Source organism: Streptomyces drozdowiczii (genome assembly GCF_026167665.1).
In the GTDB taxonomy this organism is placed as follows: Bacteria; Actinomycetota; Actinomycetes; order Streptomycetales; family Streptomycetaceae; genus Streptomyces; species Streptomyces drozdowiczii_A.
Map to the genome: position 1 here is coordinate 6,407,312 of NZ_CP098740.1, position 23,217 is coordinate 6,430,528.

The following is a 23,217-nucleotide window of genomic DNA, read 5'->3' on the forward strand; positions in this document are numbered from 1 at the left end:
AGAAGTACCCCACCCCCCACTCCGGAAGGCACGTACCGTGGCTCTCGCGCACCCTCGCACCTCCCGCAGACGCCGTACCACCCGGACCCTGCTCGGCGCCGTCACCGCCGGCATCCTCGCCGCCGCCGGACTGGTCGTCACCGGCCACACGTCGCACGCCGCGACCGCACGCCAGGTGGAGGCGCTGGACCGGGGCGTCGTCAGCGTGCACACCGGCTCCGGCAACCTCATCAGCTGGCGCTGGCTCGCCACCGACCCCGACTCCGTCGCCTTCAACGTCTACCGCGCGGGTACGAAGGTCAACGCCTCGCCCGTCACCGGCTCGACCAACTACTTCCACACCGGCGCGCCCAACTCGGCCGACTACACCGTGCGCGCGGTGGTCGACGGCGTCGAGCAGGGCGACTCCGCGCACGCGGTCCAGTTCCGCGCCGGATACAAGGACGTGCCCATCTCCCCGCCCCCGGGCGGCACGACCCCCGACGGCGTCGCCTACACCTACGAGGCCAACGACGCCTCCGTCGGCGACCTCGACGGCGACGGCGCACTCGACTTCGTACTGAAGTGGCAGCCCACCAACGCCAAGGACAACTCCCAGTCCGGCTACACCGGCAACACGATCCTGGACGGCATCAGGCTCGACGGCACCCGGCTGTGGCGGATCGACCTGGGCCGCAACATCCGCTCCGGGGCGCACTACACGCAGTTCCAGGTGTACGACTACGACGGCGACGGCCGGGCCGAGGTGGCGGTGAAGACCGCCGACGGCAGCGTCGACGGCCGGGGCACCGTGATCGGCAGCGCGTCGGCCGACCACCGCAACTCCTCCGGCTACGTCCTGTCGGGACCCGAATACCTCACCATGTTCAACGGCTCGACGGGCGCCGCCATGGGCACCGTCGACTACGTCCCCGCACGCGGCACCGTCTCCTCGTGGGGCGACGGCTACGGCAACCGCGTCGACCGCTTCCTCGCCGGCACCGCCTACCTGGACGGCGGCAGGCCCTCACTGATCATGGCGCGCGGCTACTACACCCGTACGGTGATCGCCGCCTGGGACTGGCGCGGCGGGGCCTTCACCCGGCGCTGGACCTTCGACACCAACAGCTCCACCAACTCCGGCCGGGGCTACGACGGCCAGGGCAACCACCAGCTGTCGGTGGCCGACGTGGACGGCGACGGCAGGGACGAGATCGTCTACGGCGCCATGGCCGTGGACGACGACGGCCGGGCCCTGTGGACCACGAGGAACGGCCACGGCGACGCCATGCACGTCGGCGACCTGGACCCGTCGCGCCCGGGCCTGGAGGAGTTCAAGGTGGACGAGGACGGCTCGAAGCCCTCGTCCTGGATGGCCGACGCGAGGACGGGGCAGATCATCTGGTCGACGCCCGCCGGGGGCGACAACGGACGCGGGGTCAGCGACGACATCTGGGCCGGCAGCCCCGGCGCCGAGTCCTGGTCGTCCGCCGCCTCCGGGATACGCGACCCGCACGGCACGGTGGTCGCGAGCCGCAAGCCTTCCAGCACCAATTTCCTGGCCTGGTGGGACGGTGACACCACCCGGGAACTGCTGGACGGCACCCACATCGACAAGTACGGCACCTCCGGCGACACCCGCCTGCTGACCGGCGCCTCGGTCCATTCCGGCAACGGCACCAAGGCCACCCCGGTCATCTCCGGCGACCTGTTCGGCGACTGGCGCGAGGAGGTGGTCTGGGCGACCACGAACAACACCGCGCTGCGGATCTACTCCACGCCGTACGAGACCCCCACCAGGATTACCACCCTGCTCCACGACACCACCTACCGCACCGCTCTGGCCTGGCAGAACACCGCGTACAACCAGCCGCCGCACCCCGGTTTCTTCCTCGGCAACGGCATGGCGGCCGCCCCGAGGCCCACGGTGTGGACCCCCTGAGCCGACGCCCGCCCTCCCGGTACCGCTGCCGGGAGGGCGGGCGCCCTGCCGGGGTCAGGACTCCAGCGCCGCCGAGACCACGGTCTTGGCCTCCTCCTGCACCTGGGCCAGGTGCTCGGCACCCCGGAAGGACTCCGCGTACACCTTGTAGACGTCCTCGGTGCCCGAGGGGCGGGCCGCGAACCAGGCGTTCTCCGTGGTCACCTTGATCCCGCCGATCGCGGCTCCGTTGCCCGGTGCCGTGGTCAGCACGGCGGTCACCGGCTCACCCGCGAGCGTGTCCGCACCGACCTGCTCGGGGAGAGGCGCGCGAGGACCGCCTTCTGCTCCCGGTCCGCCGGGGCGTCGATCCGCGCGTACGCGGGCTCACCGAAGCGGGCGGTCAGCGCGGCGTAGTGCTGGGACGGGGACTCGCCGGTGACCGCCTGGATCTCGGAGGCCAGCAGGGCGAGCAGGATGCCGTCCTTGTCGGTCGTCCACACCGAGCCGTCCCGGCGCAGGAACGACGCCCCGGCCGACTCCTCGCCGCCGAAGCCCAGCGAGCCGTCGGACAGCCCGTCCACGAACCACTTGAAGCCGACCGGCACCTCGACCAGCTCCCGGCCGAGGTCGGCGGCGACCCGGTCGATCATGCCGGACGACACCAGGGTCTTGCCGACGCCCGCCCCGGACGGCCAGTTCTCCCGGTGCGCGTACAGGTAGTCGATGGCCACGGCCAGATAGTGGTTCGGGTTCATCAGCCCGCCGTCCGGGGTGACGATGCCGTGCCGGTCGGCGTCGGCGTCGTTGCCGGTGGCGATCTGGTAGCGGTCGCGCTGAGCGATCAGCGACGCCATCGCGTGCGGCGACGAGCAGTCCATCCGGATCTTCCCGTCCCAGTCCAGCGTCATGAACCGCCAGGTGGGATCGGTCAGCGGGTTGACCACGGTCAGGTCCAGCCGGTGCTGCTCGGCGATCCGCCCCCAGTACGCGACCGAAGCGCCGCCCAGCGGGTCGGCGCCGATCCGCACCCCGGCCCCGCGCACCGCGTCCAGGTCCAGGACGGACGGCAGATCCGCCACATAGGTGCCGAGGAAGTCGTACCTGCCGGTCGTGGAGGCGCCGAGCGCCCGGGTGTACGGCATCCGGCGGACGTCCTTGAGCCCGCCCGTGATGATCTCGTTGGCCCGGTCCTGGATCCAGCCGGTCGCGTCCGACCCGGCCGGACCGCCGCTCGGCGGGTTGTACTTGAACCCGCCGTCGCCCGGCGGGTTGTGCGACGGGGTGACCACGACCCCGTCCGCGAGGCCGGTGGTGCGGCCGCGGTTGTACGTGAGGATGGCGTGCGAGACCGCGGGCGTCGGGGTGTACCCGTCCTCGGAGTCGATGAGGACCCGCACGTCGTTGGCGGCGAACACCTCCAGGGCGGTGACCCTCGCCGGCTCCGACAGGGCGTGGGTGTCCGCCCCCAGGAACAGCGGCCCGTCGGTGCCCTGCCGCGCCCGGTACTCGCTGATGGCCTGGCTCGTCGCCGCGATGTGGTCTTCGTTGAACGCGGTGGCCGTGGACGAACCGCGGTGCCCGGAGGTGCCGAACGCCACCCGCTGGCCGGGCTCGGCCGGATCGGGGTGCAGCGCGTAGTACGCCGTCACCAGCCGTGCCACATCGGTCAGGTCCTCGGGGCGCGCCTGCTGTCCGGCTCGTGCGTGCGGCATCTGCCACTCCTCCGTATCGGTCGGTCGGTGCGATGTGCCCGTGCGGCTATTTTCGCCGGTCATGGTCCTCGGCGGGCGGTCGCCCCGCCGCCCGCACGGCCACCGCCGCCGCGTACCCGGCGGGGACCGAGACATCGGTGACGGCCCAGCCCGGCGGGCCGAGCGGGTGCGGGCCGGTGCCGACGTGCTCGCGGTGCAGGCCGCCCGCCAGGCCGGTGCCCTCGCCCTTGAGGTACGCCTCCTTGCGCGTCCACACCCGGGCGAAGGCGGCGGGCCGCTCCTCCTGCGGCAGCGCGTCCAGCTCGTCCGCCTCGGCCGGGTGCAGCTGCGCGGCGATCTCCCGCACCACCCGCGCCCCGGGGACGCGCTCCACGTCCACCCCGACCGGGACGCCCGCGAAGGCCAGCAGCGCGACGCCCCGGGTGTGGGAGAGCGAGAAGTGCGTGCCGCCGCCGGTCGCGGGGCGGCCGTGCGGGCCGTCGCAGGAGGGGCAGCGCTCCCGCGTCAGCCGTACGGCCTCCGGGGCGACGCCCTGGAGGGCGCCGAGCAGCAGACGCAGGGCCAGGTGGGCGGAGGTGTAGCAGGCCCGGTCCGCGGGGAAGGCCAGCCGCTCCATCCGGGCCAGCTCCGAGGCGTCGAGGATGCCGGGCGCCAGCACCCGGGCGGCCTCGGCCGCGCTTTCCGTGTCGACCAGCCACAGGGACGGGGCGCCGGAGGCCCAGGAGGGCGCGGGCCCCTGGTAGCCGTCCTCGGTCAGCGTGAACTCGTGGGGCTGGTACACCGTTACGTCGTTTCCTCGGCGGGGGCGGGCACCTCGGGCGGGCACCGGTGGGGCAGGGGCGCTCTTATCCTATGGAGATCCGGAACGTGCCCGACGTATGTTCGATCACCGTGTGCCCCCGCGCTCCTGGCGGCGGCCCCTCGGACAGGAGAGAACCCATGCCGTCGGACAGCCGGCCCGCAGTGCTCCGGGAGGCCCGGGCGGACGACGCCGGGCCCCTCACCCGGCTCTTCCTCGCCTCCCGCGCCGCCGCCATGCCGTATCTGGCGCGGGTGCACAGCGACGAGGCCACCCTCGCCTGGCTGACCCATGTGGTGCTGCCCGGCACCGATGTGCGGGTGGCGGAGACCCGCGAGGGCGGGGAGCCGCGGATCGCCGGCTTCCTCTCGCTGGACGGCTCCGAGCTGGAACACCTCTACATCGACCCCGGGCTGCGCCGCCGGGGCATCGGCTCGCTTCTGCTGGCGGCGGCCAAGGAGGCCAGCCCCGGAGGACTCACCCTCTACACCTTCCAGCGCAACACCGGGGCCCGGTCCTTCTACGAGCGCCACGGGTTCACCGCGGTCGCGTACGACGACGGCAGCCGCAACGAGGAGAAGGAGCCGGACGTCCGGTACCGGTGGGCGCCCGGCGAGTGAACCACTCCGGCTTACGGGCCTGTCCGGCGAGGATCAGTGCCGCGGCCTGCCGCCGTCCCCCGCCAGGCGCGTCAGCCACTCGTGCAGCAGGCGCTGCTCGGCTTCGCTCAGGACGCCGGTGGCGTCGGGGAGGGCGGCGCGCAGCGCGCGGGCCGCCGGGGCGGGGCCCGACTCCGTGGCGGGGACCACCGGCTCGGCGCGGGTGACCGCGGCGATCATCGACTCGCGCAGGACGGTCAGCAGCGCCGGATCGCGGTGTTCCACGGGGGTGGCGTGCCAGGTGGTGACCCCGCCCTGGCCGGTGGCCCGGATGATCTGGGCGGCCAGCTCCTCGTCGACCCGCAGCCACCCCGAGGCCGCCAGCCGGCGCACCCGGCCGCGCAGGATCTCCAGGCCCGCGCGGTGCGCCGCGTCCGACGCCGAGCCGGTGGCCCGGTTCATCACGGCGAAGAGCTCCGGGCGCGAGATCCCGAACTCCACCACCACGTCCCAGGCGCGGCGCAGCTCCTCCACCGGATCCTCCGGCGCGGGGTCGAGCCGAGCGCGCTTGCCCTCCAGGAACTGCGCGTAGCCGTGCTCGGCGACCGCTTCGAGCAGCCCGTCCTTGTCGCCGAAGTGGCGGTAGATGGCCGGTGGCTGCATCCCGGCCGCGGCGGCGACCGCGCGGGTGCTGACCGCGCCGGGGCCGCCGCTCTCCAGCAGCTCGACGGCCGCCTCGATGATGCGCCGACGAGGGTCGGCGGGTGTCTCGCGGATAGGCATGTATCGATGATATCGAGCGTTTGCTTCCACTGTGAGTTCCAGTGTTATCGTGAAAATGATTCCACTGGAAATGCCGCTGGAAGTACCACTGGAAACACTGCTGGGAGAACTCTGTGATCATCGTTACCGGAGCCACCGGAAAGCTCGGCCGCCGCACCGTCGAGCGCCTGCTGGAGCGCGTCCCCGCCGACCGTGTGGGCGTCAGTGTCCGCGATCCCCGCAAGGCCGGGGACCTCGCCGCCCGCGGTGTCCGCGTCCGGCAGGGCAGCTTCGACGACCCCGCCTCGCTCGTCCACGCGTTCGAGGGTGCCGAACAGGTGCTGATCGTCTCCCTGGACCGTACGGGCGAGGGGTGTGTCAACGGCCACCGCGCCGCGATCGACGCCGCCGTGAAGGCCGGTGCCGGCCGCATCCTCTACACGAGCCAGATGGGCGCCGCCCACGACTCCCGCTTCGAGGCGTGCCGCGACCACGCCCGGACCGAGGACCTGCTGCGCGCCACCGGCCTGCCCTGGACCTCGCTGCGCAACGGCTTCTACGCCGCCAGCGCCCTGTAGTTCCTGGAGGCCGCCCGCCACACCGGCGACATCGCCCTCCCCGCCGACGGCCCCGTCGCCTGGACCGGCCACGACGATCTCGCCGAGGCCACCGCGGTCGTCCTGGCCGAGGAGGGCCGCTTCGAGGGGCCCACCCCGCCGCTCACCGGTCCGGCGGCGCTCGACTTCGACGCCGTAGCCGGAATGGCGGCCCAGGTCACCGGGCGGCCCTTCACCCGCACCGTCGTCCCCGGCGACGCCTACCGCGAGCAGGTCCTCGCGCACGGCGCCCCGGCCCCGGTCGCCGACCTGCTGCTGAGCATCTTCGAGGCGGCGCGGCACGGGGAGTTCGCCGCCGTCGACCCGACCCTGTCCGAACTGATCGGACGGGAACCCGCCGCCTTCCGCACGCTGCTGGAACGCGGCTGGTCCGAGTAGCCCCGGCCCGGTGCGGGCACCCCGTCCGAGCTGCCACCTTTCATCGGCTTGCATATTTACGCAAATTCCTTGCGGGAGCGACCGGCTCCGGGCGCCTGAGGGGATCCGTGGCCAAATGCCCTTCTTGTCAGGCAAGTTGGCGTGCCCGGGCGGCGCCCGCAAGGCTGCGAACTTCTGCCGGAGTGGTGGACTCCACGTCAATTCTCTGCAACTCTCTGACCGCAAAACGCAAAAGGTCATCCCGCCCGTGCAGAAAGTCATGTACGGGCGGGGTCGCAGACTGAGCCGCGCCTCGGCCGCCCTGCGCCGAGGCAGCAGATCGGGGACAGATGAGAACGCGACGCTGGAGATGGCGGATCCTTTCCGCGACCGTCTCCACCAGCCTGATGATGGTCGCCTGGCCGGCGCTGAACGCCTCGGCCGCCGGCGGCCCGAACATCGCCGCCGGCCACCGCGCCGCCGCGAGCAGCGGCACATCCGCCGGGAACATCGCCGACGGACAGCAGTCCACCTACTGGGAGGGGTCGGGCAAGTCCCTGCCCCAGTGGGTACAGAGCGACCTGGGCAAGGTCACCCGCATCGACCAGGTCACGCTGAAGCTCCCCGCCGACTGGTCGGCCCGCCGCCAGACGCTCTCCCTCCAGGGCAGCGTCGACGGCACCAGCTTCACCACGCTGAAGACCTCGGCCTCCTACTCCTTCGCACCGGGCAGCTCCAACAAGGTCACGATCAGCTTCCCGGCCACTCAGGCCCGCTTCGTCCGGGCCGACATCACCGCGAACACCGCGTCCGACAACGGCCAGCTCGCCGAACTGGAGGTCCGGGCGGCGGCCGAGTCCTCGGTGAACCTCGCCGCCGGGCGCCCGCTCACAGCCAGCAGCAACACCCAGACGTACATCGCGGCCAACGCCAACGACGGCAACCGGGCCAGCTACTGGGAGAGCCGCAACAACGAGTTCCCGCAGTGGCTCCAGGCCGACCTGGGCTCCTCCGTGCGCGTCGACCGCGTGGTGCTGCGGCTGCCCGACGGCTGGGAGACCCGCAGCCAGACGCTGAAGATCCAGGGCAGCGCCAACGGCTCCGACTTCACGGACCTGACCCAGGCCAAGGCGTACACCTTCAGCCCCGGCTCCGAGACGGCGACGATCACCTTCGACGCCACCACCACCCGCTACGTCCGCGTCCTGGTCACCGCCAACAGCGTCCAGCCCGGCGCCCAGGTCTCCGAGCTGGAGATCTACGGCCCCGAGACCGGCGACACCCAGGCACCGAGCGCCCCGACGCAGCTGGCGTACACCGAACCGGCCACCGGGCAGATCAAGCTGACCTGGAAGCCCTCGACGGACGACACCGCCGTCACCGGCTACGACATCTACGCCGACAACACCCTGCTCACCAGCGTCGCCGGTGACGTCACCACGTACACCGACACCCGCCCGGCCGGCTCCACCGTCTCGTACTACGTACGGGCCAAGGACGCCGCGGGCAACGTCTCGGGCAACAGCAACACCGTCACCCGCAAGGGGGACTCCGGTGACACCCAGGCGCCCACCGCACCGGCGAACCTGAGCTTCACCGAGCCCGCCTCCGGACAGATCAAGCTGACCTGGACGGCGTCCACCGACAACAAGGGCGTCACCGGGTACGACATCTACGCCAACAACGTGCTGCGCAAGACCGTGGCCGGCGATGTCACCACGTACACCGACACCCAGCCCGCCGGCACCACCGTCTCGTACGTCGTACGGGCCAAGGACGCGGCGGGCAACGTCTCGGGCGACAGCAACACCGTCACCCGCAACGGCTCCACCGGCGCGGCCTCCAACCTCGCCGTCGGCAAGCCCATCACCGCCTCCTCCGTGGTGCACACCTTCGTCGCGGAGAACGCCAACGACAATCAGCTCTCCACCTACTGGGAGGGCGCCGGCGGCAGCTACCCCAACACCCTCACGGTGAAGCTGGGCGCCAACGCGGACACCCAGAGCGTCGTCGTGAAGCTCAACCCGGACAGCAGCTGGGGGGCCAGGACCCAGAACATCCAGGTCCTCGGCCGGGAGCAGAGCGCCTCGTCCTTCACCAGCCTGGTCGCCGCCAAGGACTACGCGTTCAGCCCGGGCAGCGCCAACACGGTGACGATCCCGGTCGACGCCCGAGTGGCCGACGTCCAGCTGAAGTTCACCTCCAACACCGGCGCGCCCGCCGGGCAGGTCGCGGAGTTCCAGGTCCTGGGCGCCCCGGCACCCAACCCGAACCTCCAGGTCAGCGCAGTGACGGCGAGCCCGGCCGCACCCGTCGAGTCGGACCCGGTCACGCTCACCGCGACGGTGCGCAACACCGGCGCCGTCGCCGCCCCGGCCGGCAAGCTCGAATTCCGGCTCGGCGGCACCAAGGTCGCGACCGCCAACGTGGGTGCGCTCGCCGCCGGGGCCTCCGCGCAGGTCAGCGCGAACATCGGGGCGCGGGGCGCGGGCACGTACACGCTGAGCGCGGTCGCCGACCCGGACAACCAGATCATCGAGCAGAACGAGACCGACAACACCTACACCAGCGCCTCCGGCCTGGTCGTGAAGCCGGTCGCCAGCTCCGACCTGGTGCCCACCGCGGTCACCACCTCGCCCTCGGCACCGGCCCAGGGCGACAACGTCACCTTCTCCGTCGCCATCCGGAACCAGGGCACGGTCGCCTCCGCCTCGGGCGGTCACGCCGTCACCGTCACCCTGCTCGACTCCAAGGGCGCCACGGTGAAGACCCTCACCGGCAGCTACAACGGCTCGATCGCCGCGGGCGCCACCAGCTCCCCGGTGAACCTGGGCTCCTGGACGGCGGCCAACGGCTCGTACACCGTGAAGACGGTCGTCGCGGACGACGCCGAGGAACTGCCGGTCAAGCGCGAGAACAACACCGTCAGCAGCTCCTTCTTCGTCGGGCGCGGCGCCAACATGCCGTACGACACCTACGAGGCGGAGGACGGCGTCACCGGCGGCGGCGCCAAGGTCGTCGGGCCGAACAGGACCGTCGGCGACATCGCGGGCGAGGCGTCGGGCCGCAAGGCGGTCACGCTGAACAGCACCGGAAACTACGTCGAGTTCACCACCCGGGCCAGCACCAACACCCTGGTGACCCGCTACTCCATCCCGGACTCCGCGGGCGGCGGCGGCATCGACTCCACGCTCAACGTCTACGTGGACGGCACCTTCCTCAAGACGATCGACCTCACCTCGAAGTACGCCTGGCTGTACGGCGCCGAGACCGGCCCCGGCAACTCCCCGGGCTCCGGTTCACCCCGGCACATCTACGACGAGGCCAACGTGATGCTGGGCAGGACCGTCCCGGCGGGCAGCAAGATCCGGCTCCAGAAGGACACGGCGAACACCAGCACCTACGCGATCGACTTCGTCAGCCTGGAGCAGGCCGCCCAGATCGCCAACCCGGACCCGGCCGCCTACGCCGTTCCGGCCGGCTTCACCCATCAGGACGTCCAGAACGCCCTGGACAAGGTGCGCATGGACACCACGGGCAAGCTGGTGGGCGTCTACCTGCCCGCGGGCGACTACCAGACCGCGAGCAAGTTCCAGGTGTACGGCAAGGCCGTCAAGGTGATCGGTGCGGGGCCCTGGTACACCAGGTTCCACGCGCCCTCGACCCAGGAGAACACCGACATCGGCTTCCGGGCCGAGGCGAGCGCCAAGGGCTCGACGTTCGCGAACTTCGCGTACTTCGGGAACTACACCTCGCGCATCGACGGACCGGGCAAGGTGTTCGACTTCTCCAACGTGTCGGACATGGTCATCGACAACATCTGGAACGAGCACACGGTGTGCCTCTACTGGGGTGCCAACACCGACAACATCACCATCAAGAACTCCCGTATCCGGGACACGTTCGCCGACGGCATCAACATGACCAACGGCTCGACCGACAACCACGTCGTCAACAACGAGTCGCGGGCCACCGGTGACGACAGCTTCGCGCTGTTCTCGGCGATCGACGCCGGCGGCGCGGACATGAAGAACAACGTCTACGAGAACCTCACCTCGCTCCTGACCTGGCGCGCGGCCGGTGTGGCCGTCTACGGCGGCTACGACAACACCTTCCGCAACATCCGCATCGCGGACACCCTGGTGTACTCGGGGATCACGGTCAGCTCGCTCGACTTCGGCTACCCGATGAACGGCTTCGGGACCGGCCCGACGACGGTCGAGAACGTCTCCGTGGTCCGCTCCGGCGGCCATTTCTGGGGCACCCAGACCTTCCCCGGCATCTGGCTGTTCTCCGCCTCCAAGGTCTTCCAGGGCATCCGGATCAACCACGTCGACATCGTCGACCCGACGTACAGCGGCATCATGTTCCAGACCAACTACGTGGGAGGCCAGCCGCAGTTCCCGATCAAGGACACCATCCTGACCGACATCTCGATCTCCGGCGCCCACAAGAGCGGCGACGCCTTCGACGCCAAGTCCGGCTTCGGGCTGTGGGCCAACGAGATGCCCGAGGCCGGCCAGGGACCCGCCGTCGGTGAGGTCACCTTCAACGGGCTCAGGTTCAGCGACAACGCCCAGGACGTGAAGAACACGACGTCCACCATGAAGATCAACATCAACCCGTAGCAACCACCGCACACAGGGGCGTCGTCCGGTCCGCCGGGCGGCGCCCCGTGCTGCACTCGCGCCGGATTCCGCATGCGGCGTACCGATGGCTGTCAAACTTTTACGAAAACTGCGCGAGATATTGCGTTCACATGTCGACGCTGGTTGAGTGTGCCTCGCCCCGGCAGTCAGTCGGCCGAGGGCCATCCACGCTCATGCCCGAAGGGGACCATCGATGAGAAGTGCTGGGTTGCGCCGCACACGCCGTATCAGCCGTGCCTCCGCGGCTGCCCTTGTCACCGCACTTGCGCTGACCTCGCTCGCGTCCTGCGGCACGAGCAGCAGCAAGGACGACGACTCGAGCAGTTCGTCCAAGGGTTCGTCCGACCCCTCGGCTCCGCTGGACCCGAAGACCAAGGTGACGATCTCCATCGACTGCATGCCGCCGGCCGCCAAGGCCGCGGAGCTGCGGGAGTGGAAGGAGGACATCAAGACGTTCAACGAGAAGTACCCGAACGTCACGATCAACGGCAAGTCCACCCCGGGCCAGTGCAACGAGCCGCCCCGCTTCACCGCCATGCTGAAGGGCAAGTCGCAGCCCGACGTCTTCTACGCCTACTTCAGCGACCTCCAGCAGGTCCTGGACAACGACGGCGCCGAGGACATCTCCGCGTACGTCAACGACAAGACCGTGCCCGCGCTGAAGGACATCCAGCCGCAGGTCGTCGACGTGGCCCGCAAGGACGGCAAGCTCTACGGCCTGCCGACCAGCAACTACACCATGGGCCTGATGATCAACCGGAAGCTGTTCAAGCAGGCCGGTCTCGACCCGAACACCCCGCCCGCCACCTGGGACGAGGTGCGCGCCGCCGCCAAGAAGATCGCGGGCCTCGGCAAGGGCATCTCCGGCTACGGCGAGTACAGCGCCGGCAACAACGGCGGCTGGCACTTCGCCGCCACGCAGTTCGGCCTCGGCGGGGAGATAGTCGACGCCTCCGGCAAGAAGGCCGCCTTCAACAACGAGACCGGCAAGCAGGTCCTCCAGCAGCTGCACGACATGCGCTGGGAGGACGACAGCATGGGCAAGACCCAGCTGCTCAAGTGGGGCGACCTCCAGAAGCAGATCGCCAGCGACAAGCTCGGCATGTTCCTCGCCGCCCCCGACGACATCGCCTACATGGTGCAGCAGCTCGGCGCCTCGTACGAGACCTTCGGCCTGGGCCCGATCCCCGGCGCCAAGGGCACCCTCTTCGGCGGCAACAACTACCTGATCAAGAAGGGCAGCTCGCCCGACCAGATCAAGGCCGCCATCGCCTGGCTCAACTTCAAGAACCTAACCCCCGGCAAGGGCCAGTTCGACTGGGCCCGCACCAAGGCCGACAAGCTCCCCGTCGGACTGCCGCAGCCGAACTTCTTCCTCGGCGAGAGCAAGACCAAGGACGACGCCGCACGCGCCCAGAACGCGACGATGCCCGTCGAGAACTTCAAGGCCTTCATGGACAACCCCGTCCCCGGCAAGGCCGAGCCCCCGAAGGCCCAGGAGATCTACAAGATCCTCGACAACGCCATGTCGGGCGTCCTGACCAACAAGAACGCCGACATCGACAAGCTGCTCTCCACCGCCGAGCAGCAGGTCAACCAGGTTCTGGCGAACCAGTAACGGACGCGCGGGGCCGGGTCACGCGGACCCGGCCCCGCATCCGGACCCCGTCCGCTACGCGCTCGTCGTACACCGGCACCGAGGAGACACCATGTCGGCCCCAACCCTGTCCCCCCGCAAGGCGACCCGGCCTCGCCCAGGACACCGAAGCTCCGCCCGCCCGGACTCCGCCCGCGAGGAGTTCCTGCGCGCCCTGCGCCGCAACATCTCAGCGCACGGCTTCCTGATCGGAGCGGTGCTCTGCTTCTCCCTCTTCTCCTGGTATCCGATGGTCCGGGAATTCATCCTGGCCTTCCAGAAGAACGAGGACGGCACCACCACCTGGGCCGGCTGGTCCAACCTCACGTACGTCTTCAACGACCCGGCCTTCTGGCAGGCATGGCGCAACACCCTGCTGTTCACCGTCCTCGCCCTGCTCCTCGGCTTCGTCGTCCCGTTCGCCGTCGCCGTCGTGCTCAACGAGTTCCGGCACGGCCAGGGCTACCTGCGGCTGCTCGTCTACCTCCCCGTGATGCTGCCGCCGGTCGCCTCGGTCCTGCTCTTCAAGTACTTCTACGACCCCGGCTACGGGCTCTTCAACCGCATCCTGGGCATCTTCCACCTGCCCGAACAGCAGTGGCTCCAGGACACCAGCACCTCGATGCTCTCCGTCGTCATCGCGGCGACCTGGATGAACATGGGCGGCGCCACCCTCATCTACCTCGCCGCGCTCCAGGGCATCCCCGGCGAGCTGTACGAGGCCGCCGAGCTCGACGGCGCCGGGCTGCTGCGGAAGATCTGGCACGTCACCATCCCGCAGACCCGCCTCATCCTCTCGCTCCTGCTGCTCATGCAGATCATCGCGACGATGCAGGTCTTCACCGAGCCCTTCCTGCTCACCAACGGCGCCGGACCCGAGGGCTCCACCACCACCGTCGTCTACCTCATCTACCAGTACGCCTTCAACTTCAACAACTACGGCAGCGCGGCGGCACTCGGCCTCGTCCTGCTCGTCGTCCTCGCGGGATTCTCCGCGGTGTACGTACGGCTGAGCCGCAGCAGCGAAGACTAGGACGGGAGCCAAGACCATGGCATCGAACACGCTTGTCTCCCGGCGCGGGAGCACTCCACGCAAGTCCGCACGCCGCACGTCCGACGGCGGCGCCGAACGGGCCCGCCAGCGCACCCTGATCTCACCGGCCCAGCTCGGCCGGCCGCGCGGCAAGGCCGTCTACTGGATCGTCTTCGGCCTGGTGATGGTCCTGTTCACGGCGGTCTTCCTCGGCCCGCTCTACTGGATGGTCACCGGCGGCCTGAAGACCACCCAGGAAGTGGTGCAGAGCCCGCCCACGGCCTTCCCCAGCTCCCTCCACACCGAGAACTACAGCCAGGCATGGACGGTCATGGACCTGTCCAAGCTGCTGTTCAACACCCTGTACTACGCCTTCGGGGCACTCGCCTTCCAGCTGATCTTCGACGTCGCCGCCGCCTACTCGCTGTCCAAGCTGCGGCCGATCTTCGGCAAGGTCATCCTCGGCATGATGTTGGCCACCCTGATGATCCCGGCCACCGTGCTCGTCGTCCCGCAGTACCTCACGGTCCTGGACGTGCCCCTGGTCCAGCGCAACCTGGTCAACTCGCCCTGGGCGATCTGGCTGCCGTCGGTCACCAACGCCTTCAACATCTTCCTGCTGAAGCGGTTCTTCGACTCCATCCCGGGCGAACTCCTCGACGCCGCGGCCATGGACGGCGCCTCACCCCTGCGCACCCTGCGCTCGATCATCCTGCCCATCTCCCGGCCGATCCTCGGGGTCGTCTCCATCTTCGCCGTCGTCGGCGTGTGGAAGGACTTCCTCTGGCCGATGCTCACGCTGCCCGACCCGAACAAGCAGACCCTCAACGTGGGCATCTACTCACTGGCCAGCGGCGTCCCCGAGAACGTCCTGATCGCCGCGCTCACCATCGCGTCGATCCCGACGCTGCTGATCTTCCTGCTCTTCCAGCGCAACATCATGAGCGGTCTCACCGCGGGCGGCCTCAAGGGCTGACGCCCGCTCCCCGGAACCGCCTTCCCCTCAGCACTCCGCCGCCGGCTCTTCCATCCTGCCCCGCTTACCGGGCCGGCGGCGGAGTCCCACCTGCCCGAAAGGAACGTCCGTGGCAGCCAACCGTCCGTCCGAGGCCACCGCACCCTGGTGGCGCGACGCCGCCATCTACCAGATCTACGTACGCAGCTTCGCCGACGGCGACGGCGACGGCACCGGCGACCTGGCAGGGGTACGGGCCAGGCTGCCCTACCTCGTCGAACTGGGCGTGGACGCCCTCTGGTTCACCCCCTGGTACCTCTCGCCGCTGGCCGACGGCGGTTACGACGTGGCCGACTACCGTACGATCGACCCCGCGTTCGGCACCCTCGCCGAGGCCGAGAAGCTGATCGCCGAGGCCCGCGAGCTGGGCATCCGCACCATCGTCGACATCGTGCCCAACCATGTGTCGGACCAGCACCCCTGGTTCCGCGCCGCCCTGGAAGCCGGCTCCGGCAGCCCCGAGCGCGACCTCTTCCACTTCCGCAAGGGCCGCGGCGCGAACGGCGAGATCCCGCCCAACGACTGGGTCTCCGAATTCGGCGGCACCCCCTGGACCAGGCTGGACGACGGCGAGTGGTACCTCCACCTCTTCGCCACCCAGCAGCCCGACCTCAACTGGGCCCACCCCGCCGTCCGCCGCGAGCACGAGGACGTCCTGCGCTTCTGGTTCGAACGCGGCGTCGCCGGCGTACGCATCGACTCCGCCGCCCTGCTCGCCAAGGACCCCGCGCTCCCCGACTTCACCCTCGGCAGCGACCCGCACCCCTTTGTCGACCGGGACGAACTCCACGACATCTACCGCTCCTGGCGCGCCATCGCCGACGAGTACGACGGGGTCTTCGTCGGCGAGGTCTGGCTCCCCGACACCGAGCGCTTCGCCCGCTACCTGCGCCCGGACGAGCTGCACACCGCCTTCAACTTCAACTTCCTGGCCTGCCCCTGGGACCCGGAGAAGCTGCGGACCGCCATCGACGACACGCTCTCCGAGCACGCCTCGGTCGGCGCCCCCGCCACCTGGGTCCTCTGCAACCACGACGTCACCCGTACCGTCACCCGCTACGGCCGCGAGGAGACCGGGTTCGACTTCGCCGCCAAGACCTTCGGCACCCCCACCGACCTCGCCCTCGGCACCCGCCGGGCCCGCGCCGCCGCCCTCCTCTCGCTGGCCCTGCCCGGCGCGGCCTACCTCTACCAGGGCGAGGAACTGGGCCTGCCCGAGGCCGACATCCCGCTCGACCGCATCCAGGACCCGATGCACTTCCGCAAGAACGGCACCGACCCGGGCCGGGACGGCTGCCGGGTGCCCATGCCCTGGGCGGCGGGCGAACCGTACGCCGGATTCGGGGCCACCACGGAGACCTGGCTCCCGCAGCCCGACGGCTGGTCCGGCTACGCCGCCGACATCCAGAACGGCGACCCGGACTCCATGCTCAGCCTGTACCGCGAGGCCCTGCGGCTGCGGCGCTCCGAAGCGGGCTTCGGGACCGGGGGAGAGCCCGGCATCCGGCGGCTGACCTGGCTCGACGCCCCGCCCGGGGTGCTCGCCTTCGCCCGGACCGACGGACTGCTCTGCGTCGTCAACCTGGCCGCCGAAGCCGCGGAGCTGCCCCCGCACAGCGCGGTGCTGCTCACCAGCGGACCGCTGGACGAGGCCGGCCGCCTCCCGCAGGACACGGCGGTGTGGCTGCGCGCCTGACGGACGCCCCGGCGGGCCGCATCCGCCGCACGGGCCGGGACGCGTGGGAGCGCGTCCAGGCCCGTGCGGCAGGTTCGCGGGCGGGCCGGGGCTGCGGCACAGTGGGCTTATGGACGCTCCCCACGACCTCAATGCCCTCGCCGCCGAGCACCTGGCCGCCGCCCGCGACGCGCCGCACGGCCGCAGCGCCCACCTCCTGCTCCACCAGGACCCGCTGCGGCAGACCGTCATCGCGCTCACCTCGGGCTCCGCGCTCGACGAGCACAACGCCCCGCCCGCCGCCTCGCTCCAGGTCCTGCGCGGCTCCGTCCGGCTCACCGCCGCCTCCGGCGACGTCGAACTGACACCCGGACGGCTGCACCCGATCCCGCAGGAGCGGCACGGGCTGCTCGCCCTGGAGGACGCGGTCGTCCTCCTCACCGCCGTCAACCCCTGACACCCCCTTGTGAGAGCGCTCTCAGAGTAGGCAGGATGGGCCGGTGACCTCGCTTCCCGGCCTCCGGCCCTACCGCCCCGAAGACAGCGCCGCCCTCTCCGAGATCTGCATACGCACCGCCGCGGGCGGCGACGACGCCCGGGACATCTACCCGGACCACGACCTGGTGCCGTCCATCTTCGCCACGCCCTACGCCGAGCTGGAACCGGACCTCACCTTCGTCGTGGACGACGGCACGGGCCGCGCGGTCGGCTACATCCTCGGCACCGCCGACACCCCCCGCTTCGTGAAGGAGTACCGCGAGCACTGGCTGCCCAGGGTCGCGGACCGCTTCCCGCTGCCCGAGGGCCCGCCGCGGACCCCCTCCGACGAGATGGCCGCCCTCCTGCACAACCCCGAGCGCATGGTCCTGCCCGAACTCGCCGGCCACCCCGCCCACCTGCACATCGACCTGCTGCCCGACTGGCAGCGCAAGGGGTACGGGAGGGAGCTGATGCACACCTTCCTCGCGGCCCTGGACGCCAAGGGGGTCGAGGGCGTCCACCTCTCCATGCTCACCTCCAACACGAGGGCCAGGGCCTTCTACGACCGGGTCGGCTTCACCGAGATCCCCGTTGCCGATCCCGGCCCCGTCACCTACCTCGTACGCGGCACGAAGGCCGATTCCTAGGGCGCGTCCGGAGGGTGCGGCCCGCGATTGCTGGGCAGGTACTGGTCGACCGCCGCCGCCGGGCGGCGGATTCCGGCTGGGAGGCGTGTGACGTGAACGAGCGGACCGTGTGGCAATTCACCGACGACCGGGGGCAGTTGTCGGCAACCGGCGAGCGCCCGCAACGGGTGCTCGCGTACATCCAGGCCGGCGCGACCCTGTGGGACCACGGGATACGCCCGGCCGGGCTCTTCGGCTCCGGCCACGACGACCCGGCCGCCCCCGACCCCGCGAAGACCGGGTCGCTCCCGCTCGACGGCATCGCCTACGCCGGTGCCGGGGCCGCCCTGGACGTGGACGCCTTACTGCGCTGCGCACCGGACCTCGTCGTCGCCGTCAGCTACGGCGGCGGCCAGGTCTACGGCCTCGACCCGGAGACCGCCAAGCACCTGGAGGGCCAGCTCCCGGTCGTCGTCATCGACGTCGGCCAGGCGCGCACCCTCGCCGACATCGGCGACCGGTTCACGGAGCTGGCCCGCTCGCTCGGCGCGGAGGAACCGGCCTCGGCGACCCGGGAACTGGACGCCGCCAGGGCCCGCCTGCGCGCCCTCACCGCGGGCCCGGACAGGGCGAGGGTCCTCGCCCTGTCCCCGGCGGACCAGGAGCAGGCCTACCTGGCCCGCCCCCGCATGTGGCCCGAACTCCGGGTCCTCGCGGACCTCGGCGTCGGCCTGATCGAACCCGCCGAGGGCCCCGGGGCCAACTGGTCCACGACCGGCTGGACCGAGGCCGCCGCCCTGCGCCCCGACGTCGTCCTCGCCGACATCCGGGTCAACGCGGTCCCGCTCGCCGAGCTGCGCGACAACGCCGAGTGGGCGGCCGTCGCCGCGACGGCCCGGGTGGTCCCGTGGAACCCGGAACCGGTGTGCAGCGCCCACGCCCACGCCCGGTTCCTGGAGCTGGTGGCCGACGCGCTGGACTCTCCGGGCACGGCCTGAGGCCCCGGGCCGACCGGGGCCGTACGGTGGGCCGGACGTTCCGTCACCCCGCCGCCCCACCCCGGGAGATCCATTCCTCATGCCCGACCGCCCCGACTTCCTGGTCATCGGTGAATGCGTCGCCGACATCGTCCGCGTCCCGGGCGCCCCCGACCGGGTGCACCCCGGGGGCAGCCCGGCCAACCTGGCGTACGGCCTGGCCAGGCTCGGCCACGACGCGGAGCTGCTGACCCAGCTGGGCCGGGACGACAACGGACGGCTGATCCGCGCGCATCTCACCGGGGCGGGCGTCGAGGTGCTGACGGACGGAGCCCCCGGCCCCACCCCGTCGGCCGTCGTCACCCTGGACGGCGAGGGCCGCGCCGCGTACGCGTTCGACATCGCCTGGACGCTCGGGCAGGTCGCCCTCGACCGGCAGCCCCGGCACGTCCACACCGGGTCGATCGCGGCGGTGACCGAACCCGGGGCGGCCACGGTGCTCGCCGCCGTCGAGTCGCTGCGGACGGCCGCCACCGTCAGCTACGACCCCAATGTGCGGCCCGCGCTGATGGGGGACCACGGCACCGCCGTGCGCCGGGTCGAGCGGTGCGTGGGCCTCAGCGACGTCGTCAAGGCCAGCGACGAGGACCTGGACTGGCTGTACCCCGGCCAGGACCCGGCCGACGCCGCCCGTCGCTGGCTCGCCTCGGGCCCCGCCCTCGTCCTCGTCACCCGGGGCGGCGACGGCGCCACGGCGATCCTGCCCGGCGGCCAGGTGGACATCGGCGCGCTCCCCGCCGAGGTCGTGGACACGGTGGGCGCGGGGGACGCCTTCATGTCCGGCACCCTCCACGCGCTCGCCGCGCACGGTCTGCTCGGCGCGTCCGGCCGGAAGCGGCTGCGCTCCCCGGAGCGCGGCACGGTGAGCGACGTACTGCGCCACGCGGCGGCCTCGGCGGCGGTGACGGTCGCCCGGGCCGGCGCGAACCCGCCGGACGAGGCGGAGCTGCGCGGGGCGCTGGGAACGGCCTGAAATCCGGTCGGGACCGCACCCTCGACGGCCTCCGACGCGTTCCCCTTCGGAGAGACCGACGACGCAGGGGAGGGCCGGGGCATGGTGCGGGACACGGGGACGGCGACCGTGGTGACGGGGCTGGGGCTGGTCACCCCCGCGGGCGACGACGAGCGCGCCTTCTGGGCCGGGCTGTGCGCGGGGCGGTCCACGGCCCGGCGCTGCGAGGAACTGGCCGGGCTGCCCGCCGACTTCGCCTGCCGGGCCGACCGGACCGATCTGGACGAGGCCATCGGGGGCCGGGCCGGCTGGCGGATGGCGCGGTTCGCGAAGATGGCCCTGGTCGCGGCGCGCCGGGCCGTCGACGACGCCGGACTGCGCCCGGACCGCTGGGACGGCGGCCGGGTGGGCGTCGTGCTCGGCGTCGGCGTCGGCGGGGTCTCCACCCTCGTGGACAACGTCCGCCGGTTCGACGGCGGCGGCGCGCAGGCCGTCTCGCCGCTCCTCGCGCCGATGATGATGCCCAACGCGGCGGCCGGCGAGATCGCCATCGACCTGGGCGCCCACGGCCCCAGCCTGGCCCCGGCCACCGCCTGCGCCTCGGGCGCCACCGCCCTCGCCACCGCGCACGACCTCCTGGCCACCGGCCGCTGCGACCTCGTCGTCGCGGGCGGCGCGGAATCCGTCCTGACGCCCCTGGTGGCCGCCGCCTTCGGCCAGCTGGGCGCGCTCTCCACGCGCACCGGCGACCCGGCCGCCGCGTCCCGCCCCTTCGCGCCCGACCGTGACGGCTTCGTCCTCGGCGAGGGCGCCGGCGTGCTCGTCCTGGAGCGGGGCGCGCACGCGGCGGCCCGGGGCGCCCGGCTACGGGCCGTGCTCGCCGGGACCGGGGCCGCCACGGACGCCCACCACCCCACCGCGCCCGACCCCGGCGGCCACGGCGCCCGGCGCGCCGTCGAAGCCGCCCTGGACGCGGCGGGCTGGGCCGCCCACGAGGTCGGCCACGTCAACGCGCACGGCACCTCGACCCCGCTGAACGACGCGATGGAGGCCGAGCTGATCGCCGGCCTCTTCCCGCACCGGCCCCCGGTCACCGCCCCGAAGGGGGTCCTCGGGCACACGCTCGCCGCCGCCGGCGCGATCGAGGCCGCCGCCACCGTGCTCACCCTCGAACACGGGGTCGTCCCGCCGGTCGCCAACCTGGACGCGCCGCCCGCCGACTGGGACATCGACTGCGTCACCAAGCAGCCGCGCCGCCTGCGCGTCGACCGGGCCGTCAGCCACTCCTTCGGCTTCGGCGGGCACAACGTCGCCCTCTGCTTCGAACGGGTTCGCCCCTCCGGCCGGTGAACATCTGCACGAGCGCGGTGTCCTGACCGTACGCCGGTCGTTCAGCCTTGTATGACCACCACGCTCACCGGCGCCGATCCTCTCGCACGCCCGCTCACCTCCGTACTCCTCGGCGCCGACGCCCGCCGCGAGCACGGCTTCTGGCGGCGGCTCGTCGCCACCGAACCGTTCCGGCTGCCGCCCGGTCCCGCCGCCGGCGGCACCCCGGACGAACGGCTCGCCCGCGCGTACGCACGACTGCGCACCCTCAACGACTCCCTGGACAGCGCCGCCCGCCCGGCCTCCGACTTCCGGGCGCTGGCGGCCCTGCACGAATGGCTGGCCCCGGTCGACCCGGCGCTCGCCACCATCGCGGGCATCCACTACAACCTCTTCCTCGGCAGCCTCCTGGACCACATCGCCGACAGCCCCCGCGACCTGTCGGACTTCCTGGCGCTGCGGCGTACCGGAACCTTCCTGTGTACGGAGGTGGCGCACGGCAACGACGCGGCGGCCGTCGAGACGACCGCCTCCCACGACCCCGTACGCGACGGGTTCGTGCTGCACACCCCGCACTGCGGGGCGCAGAAGTTCATGCCCAACACGGGGCAGCCGGGCGGCCCCAAGTCGGGGCTCGTCGCCGCGCGGCTGCTGGCCGGCGGGGCCGACCGGGGGGTGTTCCTGTTCCTGGTGCCGCTCACCGACGCCACCGGTCCGCTGCCGGGCGTACGGGTGCGCAGGCTGCCGGCCCGCATGGGCAGCCCCGTCGACCACAGCCTGACCTCGTTCGACCAGGTCTTCGTGGGACGCGAGGCGCTGCTGACGGGCCCGCAGGGGCGGATCGACGCCGACGGCGAGTTCCGCAGCGCCATCGAGGGCCGCCGGCGCCGCTTCCTCGCCTCCATCGCCCGGGTCGTCACCGGCAGGATCTCCATGTCCGCCAGCGCCGTCGGCTCCGCGCGCGCCACGCTGGCCGTCGCGGTGCGGTACGGCGGACACCGCCAGGTCTCCGCCGTACGCGGGGCACGGCTGCCCGTGCTCGCGTACCGCACCCACCACGGGCCGCTCGCCGAAGCCATGGCCACCGTCTTCGCCATGAGCCTGCTGCACCGCCGCGTCCTGGACCGCTGGGAGGCGGCCCAGGCGGGGCCCGAGGCCGGGCGGGAGGCGGCCGAGCGCCTCGTGGACATCGCCAAGGGCTGGATCACCTGGCAGGCCAGGGCCGTGATCGTGGAATCCCGGGAACGCTGCGGCGCCCAGGGCCTCCTGGAGAACAACGGGATGGCCGCGCTCGTCACCGGCGTCGAGGGCGCCATCACCGCCGAGGGCGACAACCTCGCCGTCCACGCCAGGGCCGCCGCCGCCCTGCTCGCCGACCGCCCCGCGTACGAGCCCGCCGCCCCGGCCCACGGCGACCTCACCGACCTCCGGTTCCTGGTCCGCCTCCTGGGGTGCGCCGAGGAGCTGTGGTTCGCGCGCGCCGGGGCCCGGGCGGCCGACGCCGCGCACGGCGACCCGCTGGGCCGCTGGAACGCGGCGGCGGGCCCGGCGCTGCGCGGGGTCGAGGCGCACGCCTGCCGGCAGGCGGCCGAGGCGTACGCGGAGGCGGTCGAGGCGCTGCCGCCCGGGGCGGACCGGGACCGGCTCGTCGAGCTGGCCCGGCTGTTCGCCCTGGGCCGGGTCGCCCGCGACAGCGGCGACCTGCTCGCGGCCGGCCACCTGAGCGCAGGTCGGGCGGAGGCGCTGACGGACCACACGGAACGGCTCATCGCGGCGGTCGCCCCCCACCTCCCGGAGCTGGCCGACTCCTTCGCCCTCCCCGACGAGCTGCTCGCCGACTGGCCGATCACGGGCCCCGGTTACGCCGAGGCGTACGACGATCCGGAGGCCCACTGGCACGCGGAGGCGGGGCGATGAGCGGCACCCGGGCGCGCCGGGCGGCACGGGCCGTACAGGGGCTCGGGGCGGGGGCCGTCCTCCTCGCCTACTGGACGACCGTCGCCCTGTTGGCGCGGTGGTGCGGGGCGCCCCGGACG

At 72.0% G+C, this 23,217-nt stretch carries 15 protein-coding genes and 2 pseudogenes; 14 read left to right on the plus strand and 3 right to left on the minus strand.

Features of this window, described 5'->3' with window-relative positions; translation table 11 throughout:
• Window positions 1-37 precede the first annotated feature (37 nt).
• Entirely contained in the window at window positions 38-1,921 is a 1,884-nt protein-coding gene (locus NEH16_RS29025; protein ID WP_276598414.1) for a rhamnogalacturonan lyase, read from the plus strand.
• 54 nt (window positions 1,922-1,975) lie between these two features.
• Here NEH16_RS29025 and pgm read toward each other — a convergent pair.
• Together pgm and NEH16_RS29035 are read right to left on the minus strand one after the other, a co-directional pair.
• A pseudogene (gene pgm, locus NEH16_RS29030) lies at window positions 1,976-3,615 on the minus strand (phosphoglucomutase (alpha-D-glucose-1,6-bisphosphate-dependent)).
• A gap of 46 nt (window positions 3,616-3,661) precedes the next feature.
• Window positions 3,662-4,396 (minus strand): 4'-phosphopantetheinyl transferase family protein, encoded by a 735-nt coding sequence (locus NEH16_RS29035; RefSeq protein ID WP_265545927.1) that lies wholly within the window; start codon window positions 4,394-4,396, stop codon window positions 3,662-3,664.
• A 158-nt stretch (window positions 4,397-4,554) separates the two neighbouring features.
• Between NEH16_RS29035 and NEH16_RS29040 the strand changes: the two genes are divergently transcribed.
• Complete coding sequence (locus NEH16_RS29040; protein ID WP_265545928.1) at window positions 4,555-5,034, plus strand: GNAT family N-acetyltransferase; 480 nt, start codon at window positions 4,555-4,557, stop codon at window positions 5,032-5,034.
• Window positions 5,035-5,067: 33 nt separating this feature from the next.
• On the opposite strand, the gene NEH16_RS29045 is transcribed toward NEH16_RS29040, so the two are convergent.
• On the minus strand, window positions 5,068-5,796 hold the full coding sequence (locus NEH16_RS29045) for a TetR/AcrR family transcriptional regulator (RefSeq protein WP_265545929.1): 729 nt from the start codon (window positions 5,794-5,796) through the stop codon (window positions 5,068-5,070).
• 113 nt (window positions 5,797-5,909) lie between these two features.
• Between NEH16_RS29045 and NEH16_RS29050 the strand changes: the two are divergent.
• The 12 genes and pseudogenes from NEH16_RS29050 to NEH16_RS29105 all read left to right on the plus strand — a co-directional run bounded on the left by NEH16_RS29050 (window position 5,910) and on the right by NEH16_RS29105 (window position 23,098).
• Window positions 5,910-6,770 (plus strand): annotated as a pseudogene (locus NEH16_RS29050) (SDR family oxidoreductase).
• A 329-nt stretch (window positions 6,771-7,099) separates the two neighbouring features.
• A complete protein-coding gene (locus NEH16_RS29055; RefSeq protein ID WP_265545931.1) occupies window positions 7,100-11,377 on the plus strand; it encodes a discoidin domain-containing protein in 4,278 nt (1,425 codons plus the stop codon).
• Between the two features lie 214 nt (window positions 11,378-11,591).
• On the plus strand, window positions 11,592-13,016 hold the full coding sequence (locus tag NEH16_RS29060; RefSeq protein ID WP_073969640.1) for an extracellular solute-binding protein: 1,425 nt from the start codon (window positions 11,592-11,594) through the stop codon (window positions 13,014-13,016).
• Window positions 13,017-13,107: 91 nt separating this feature from the next.
• Window positions 13,108-14,067 carry a carbohydrate ABC transporter permease gene (locus NEH16_RS29065; protein ID WP_018102839.1) on the plus strand — a complete coding sequence of 320 codons (960 nt, stop codon included), beginning with the start codon at window positions 13,108-13,110 and terminating at the stop codon, window positions 14,065-14,067.
• Window positions 14,068-14,083: 16 nt separating this feature from the next.
• Window positions 14,084-15,043, plus strand: a complete 960-nt coding sequence (locus NEH16_RS29070) for a carbohydrate ABC transporter permease (RefSeq protein WP_265545933.1) — start codon at window positions 14,084-14,086, stop codon at window positions 15,041-15,043.
• A gap of 109 nt (window positions 15,044-15,152) precedes the next feature.
• Complete coding sequence (locus NEH16_RS29075; RefSeq protein WP_265545935.1) at window positions 15,153-16,778, plus strand: glycoside hydrolase family 13 protein; 1,626 nt, start codon at window positions 15,153-15,155, stop codon at window positions 16,776-16,778.
• Window positions 16,779-16,887: 109 nt separating this feature from the next.
• Window positions 16,888-17,214: a cupin gene (locus tag NEH16_RS29080; RefSeq protein ID WP_073969638.1), complete on the plus strand. Its 327-nt coding sequence runs from the start codon at window positions 16,888-16,890 to the stop codon at window positions 17,212-17,214.
• Window positions 17,215-17,257: 43 nt separating this feature from the next.
• Window positions 17,258-17,884 (plus strand): GNAT family N-acetyltransferase, encoded by a 627-nt coding sequence (locus NEH16_RS29085; RefSeq protein ID WP_265545938.1) that lies wholly within the window; start codon window positions 17,258-17,260, stop codon window positions 17,882-17,884.
• Between the two features lie 92 nt (window positions 17,885-17,976).
• Window positions 17,977-18,861 (plus strand): ABC transporter substrate-binding protein, encoded by an 885-nt coding sequence (locus tag NEH16_RS29090; RefSeq protein ID WP_265545939.1) that lies wholly within the window; start codon window positions 17,977-17,979, stop codon window positions 18,859-18,861.
• Window positions 18,862-18,940: 79 nt separating this feature from the next.
• A complete protein-coding gene (locus tag NEH16_RS29095) occupies window positions 18,941-19,873 on the plus strand; it encodes a carbohydrate kinase family protein (RefSeq protein ID WP_265545940.1) in 933 nt (310 codons plus the stop codon).
• An 81-nt stretch (window positions 19,874-19,954) separates the two neighbouring features.
• Complete coding sequence (locus NEH16_RS29100) at window positions 19,955-21,202, plus strand: beta-ketoacyl-[acyl-carrier-protein] synthase family protein (RefSeq protein ID WP_265545941.1); 1,248 nt, start codon at window positions 19,955-19,957, stop codon at window positions 21,200-21,202.
• Window positions 21,203-21,253: 51 nt separating this feature from the next.
• A complete protein-coding gene (locus tag NEH16_RS29105; protein WP_265545943.1) occupies window positions 21,254-23,098 on the plus strand; it encodes an acyl-CoA dehydrogenase in 1,845 nt (614 codons plus the stop codon).
• Window positions 23,099-23,217: the final 119 nt, after the last annotated feature.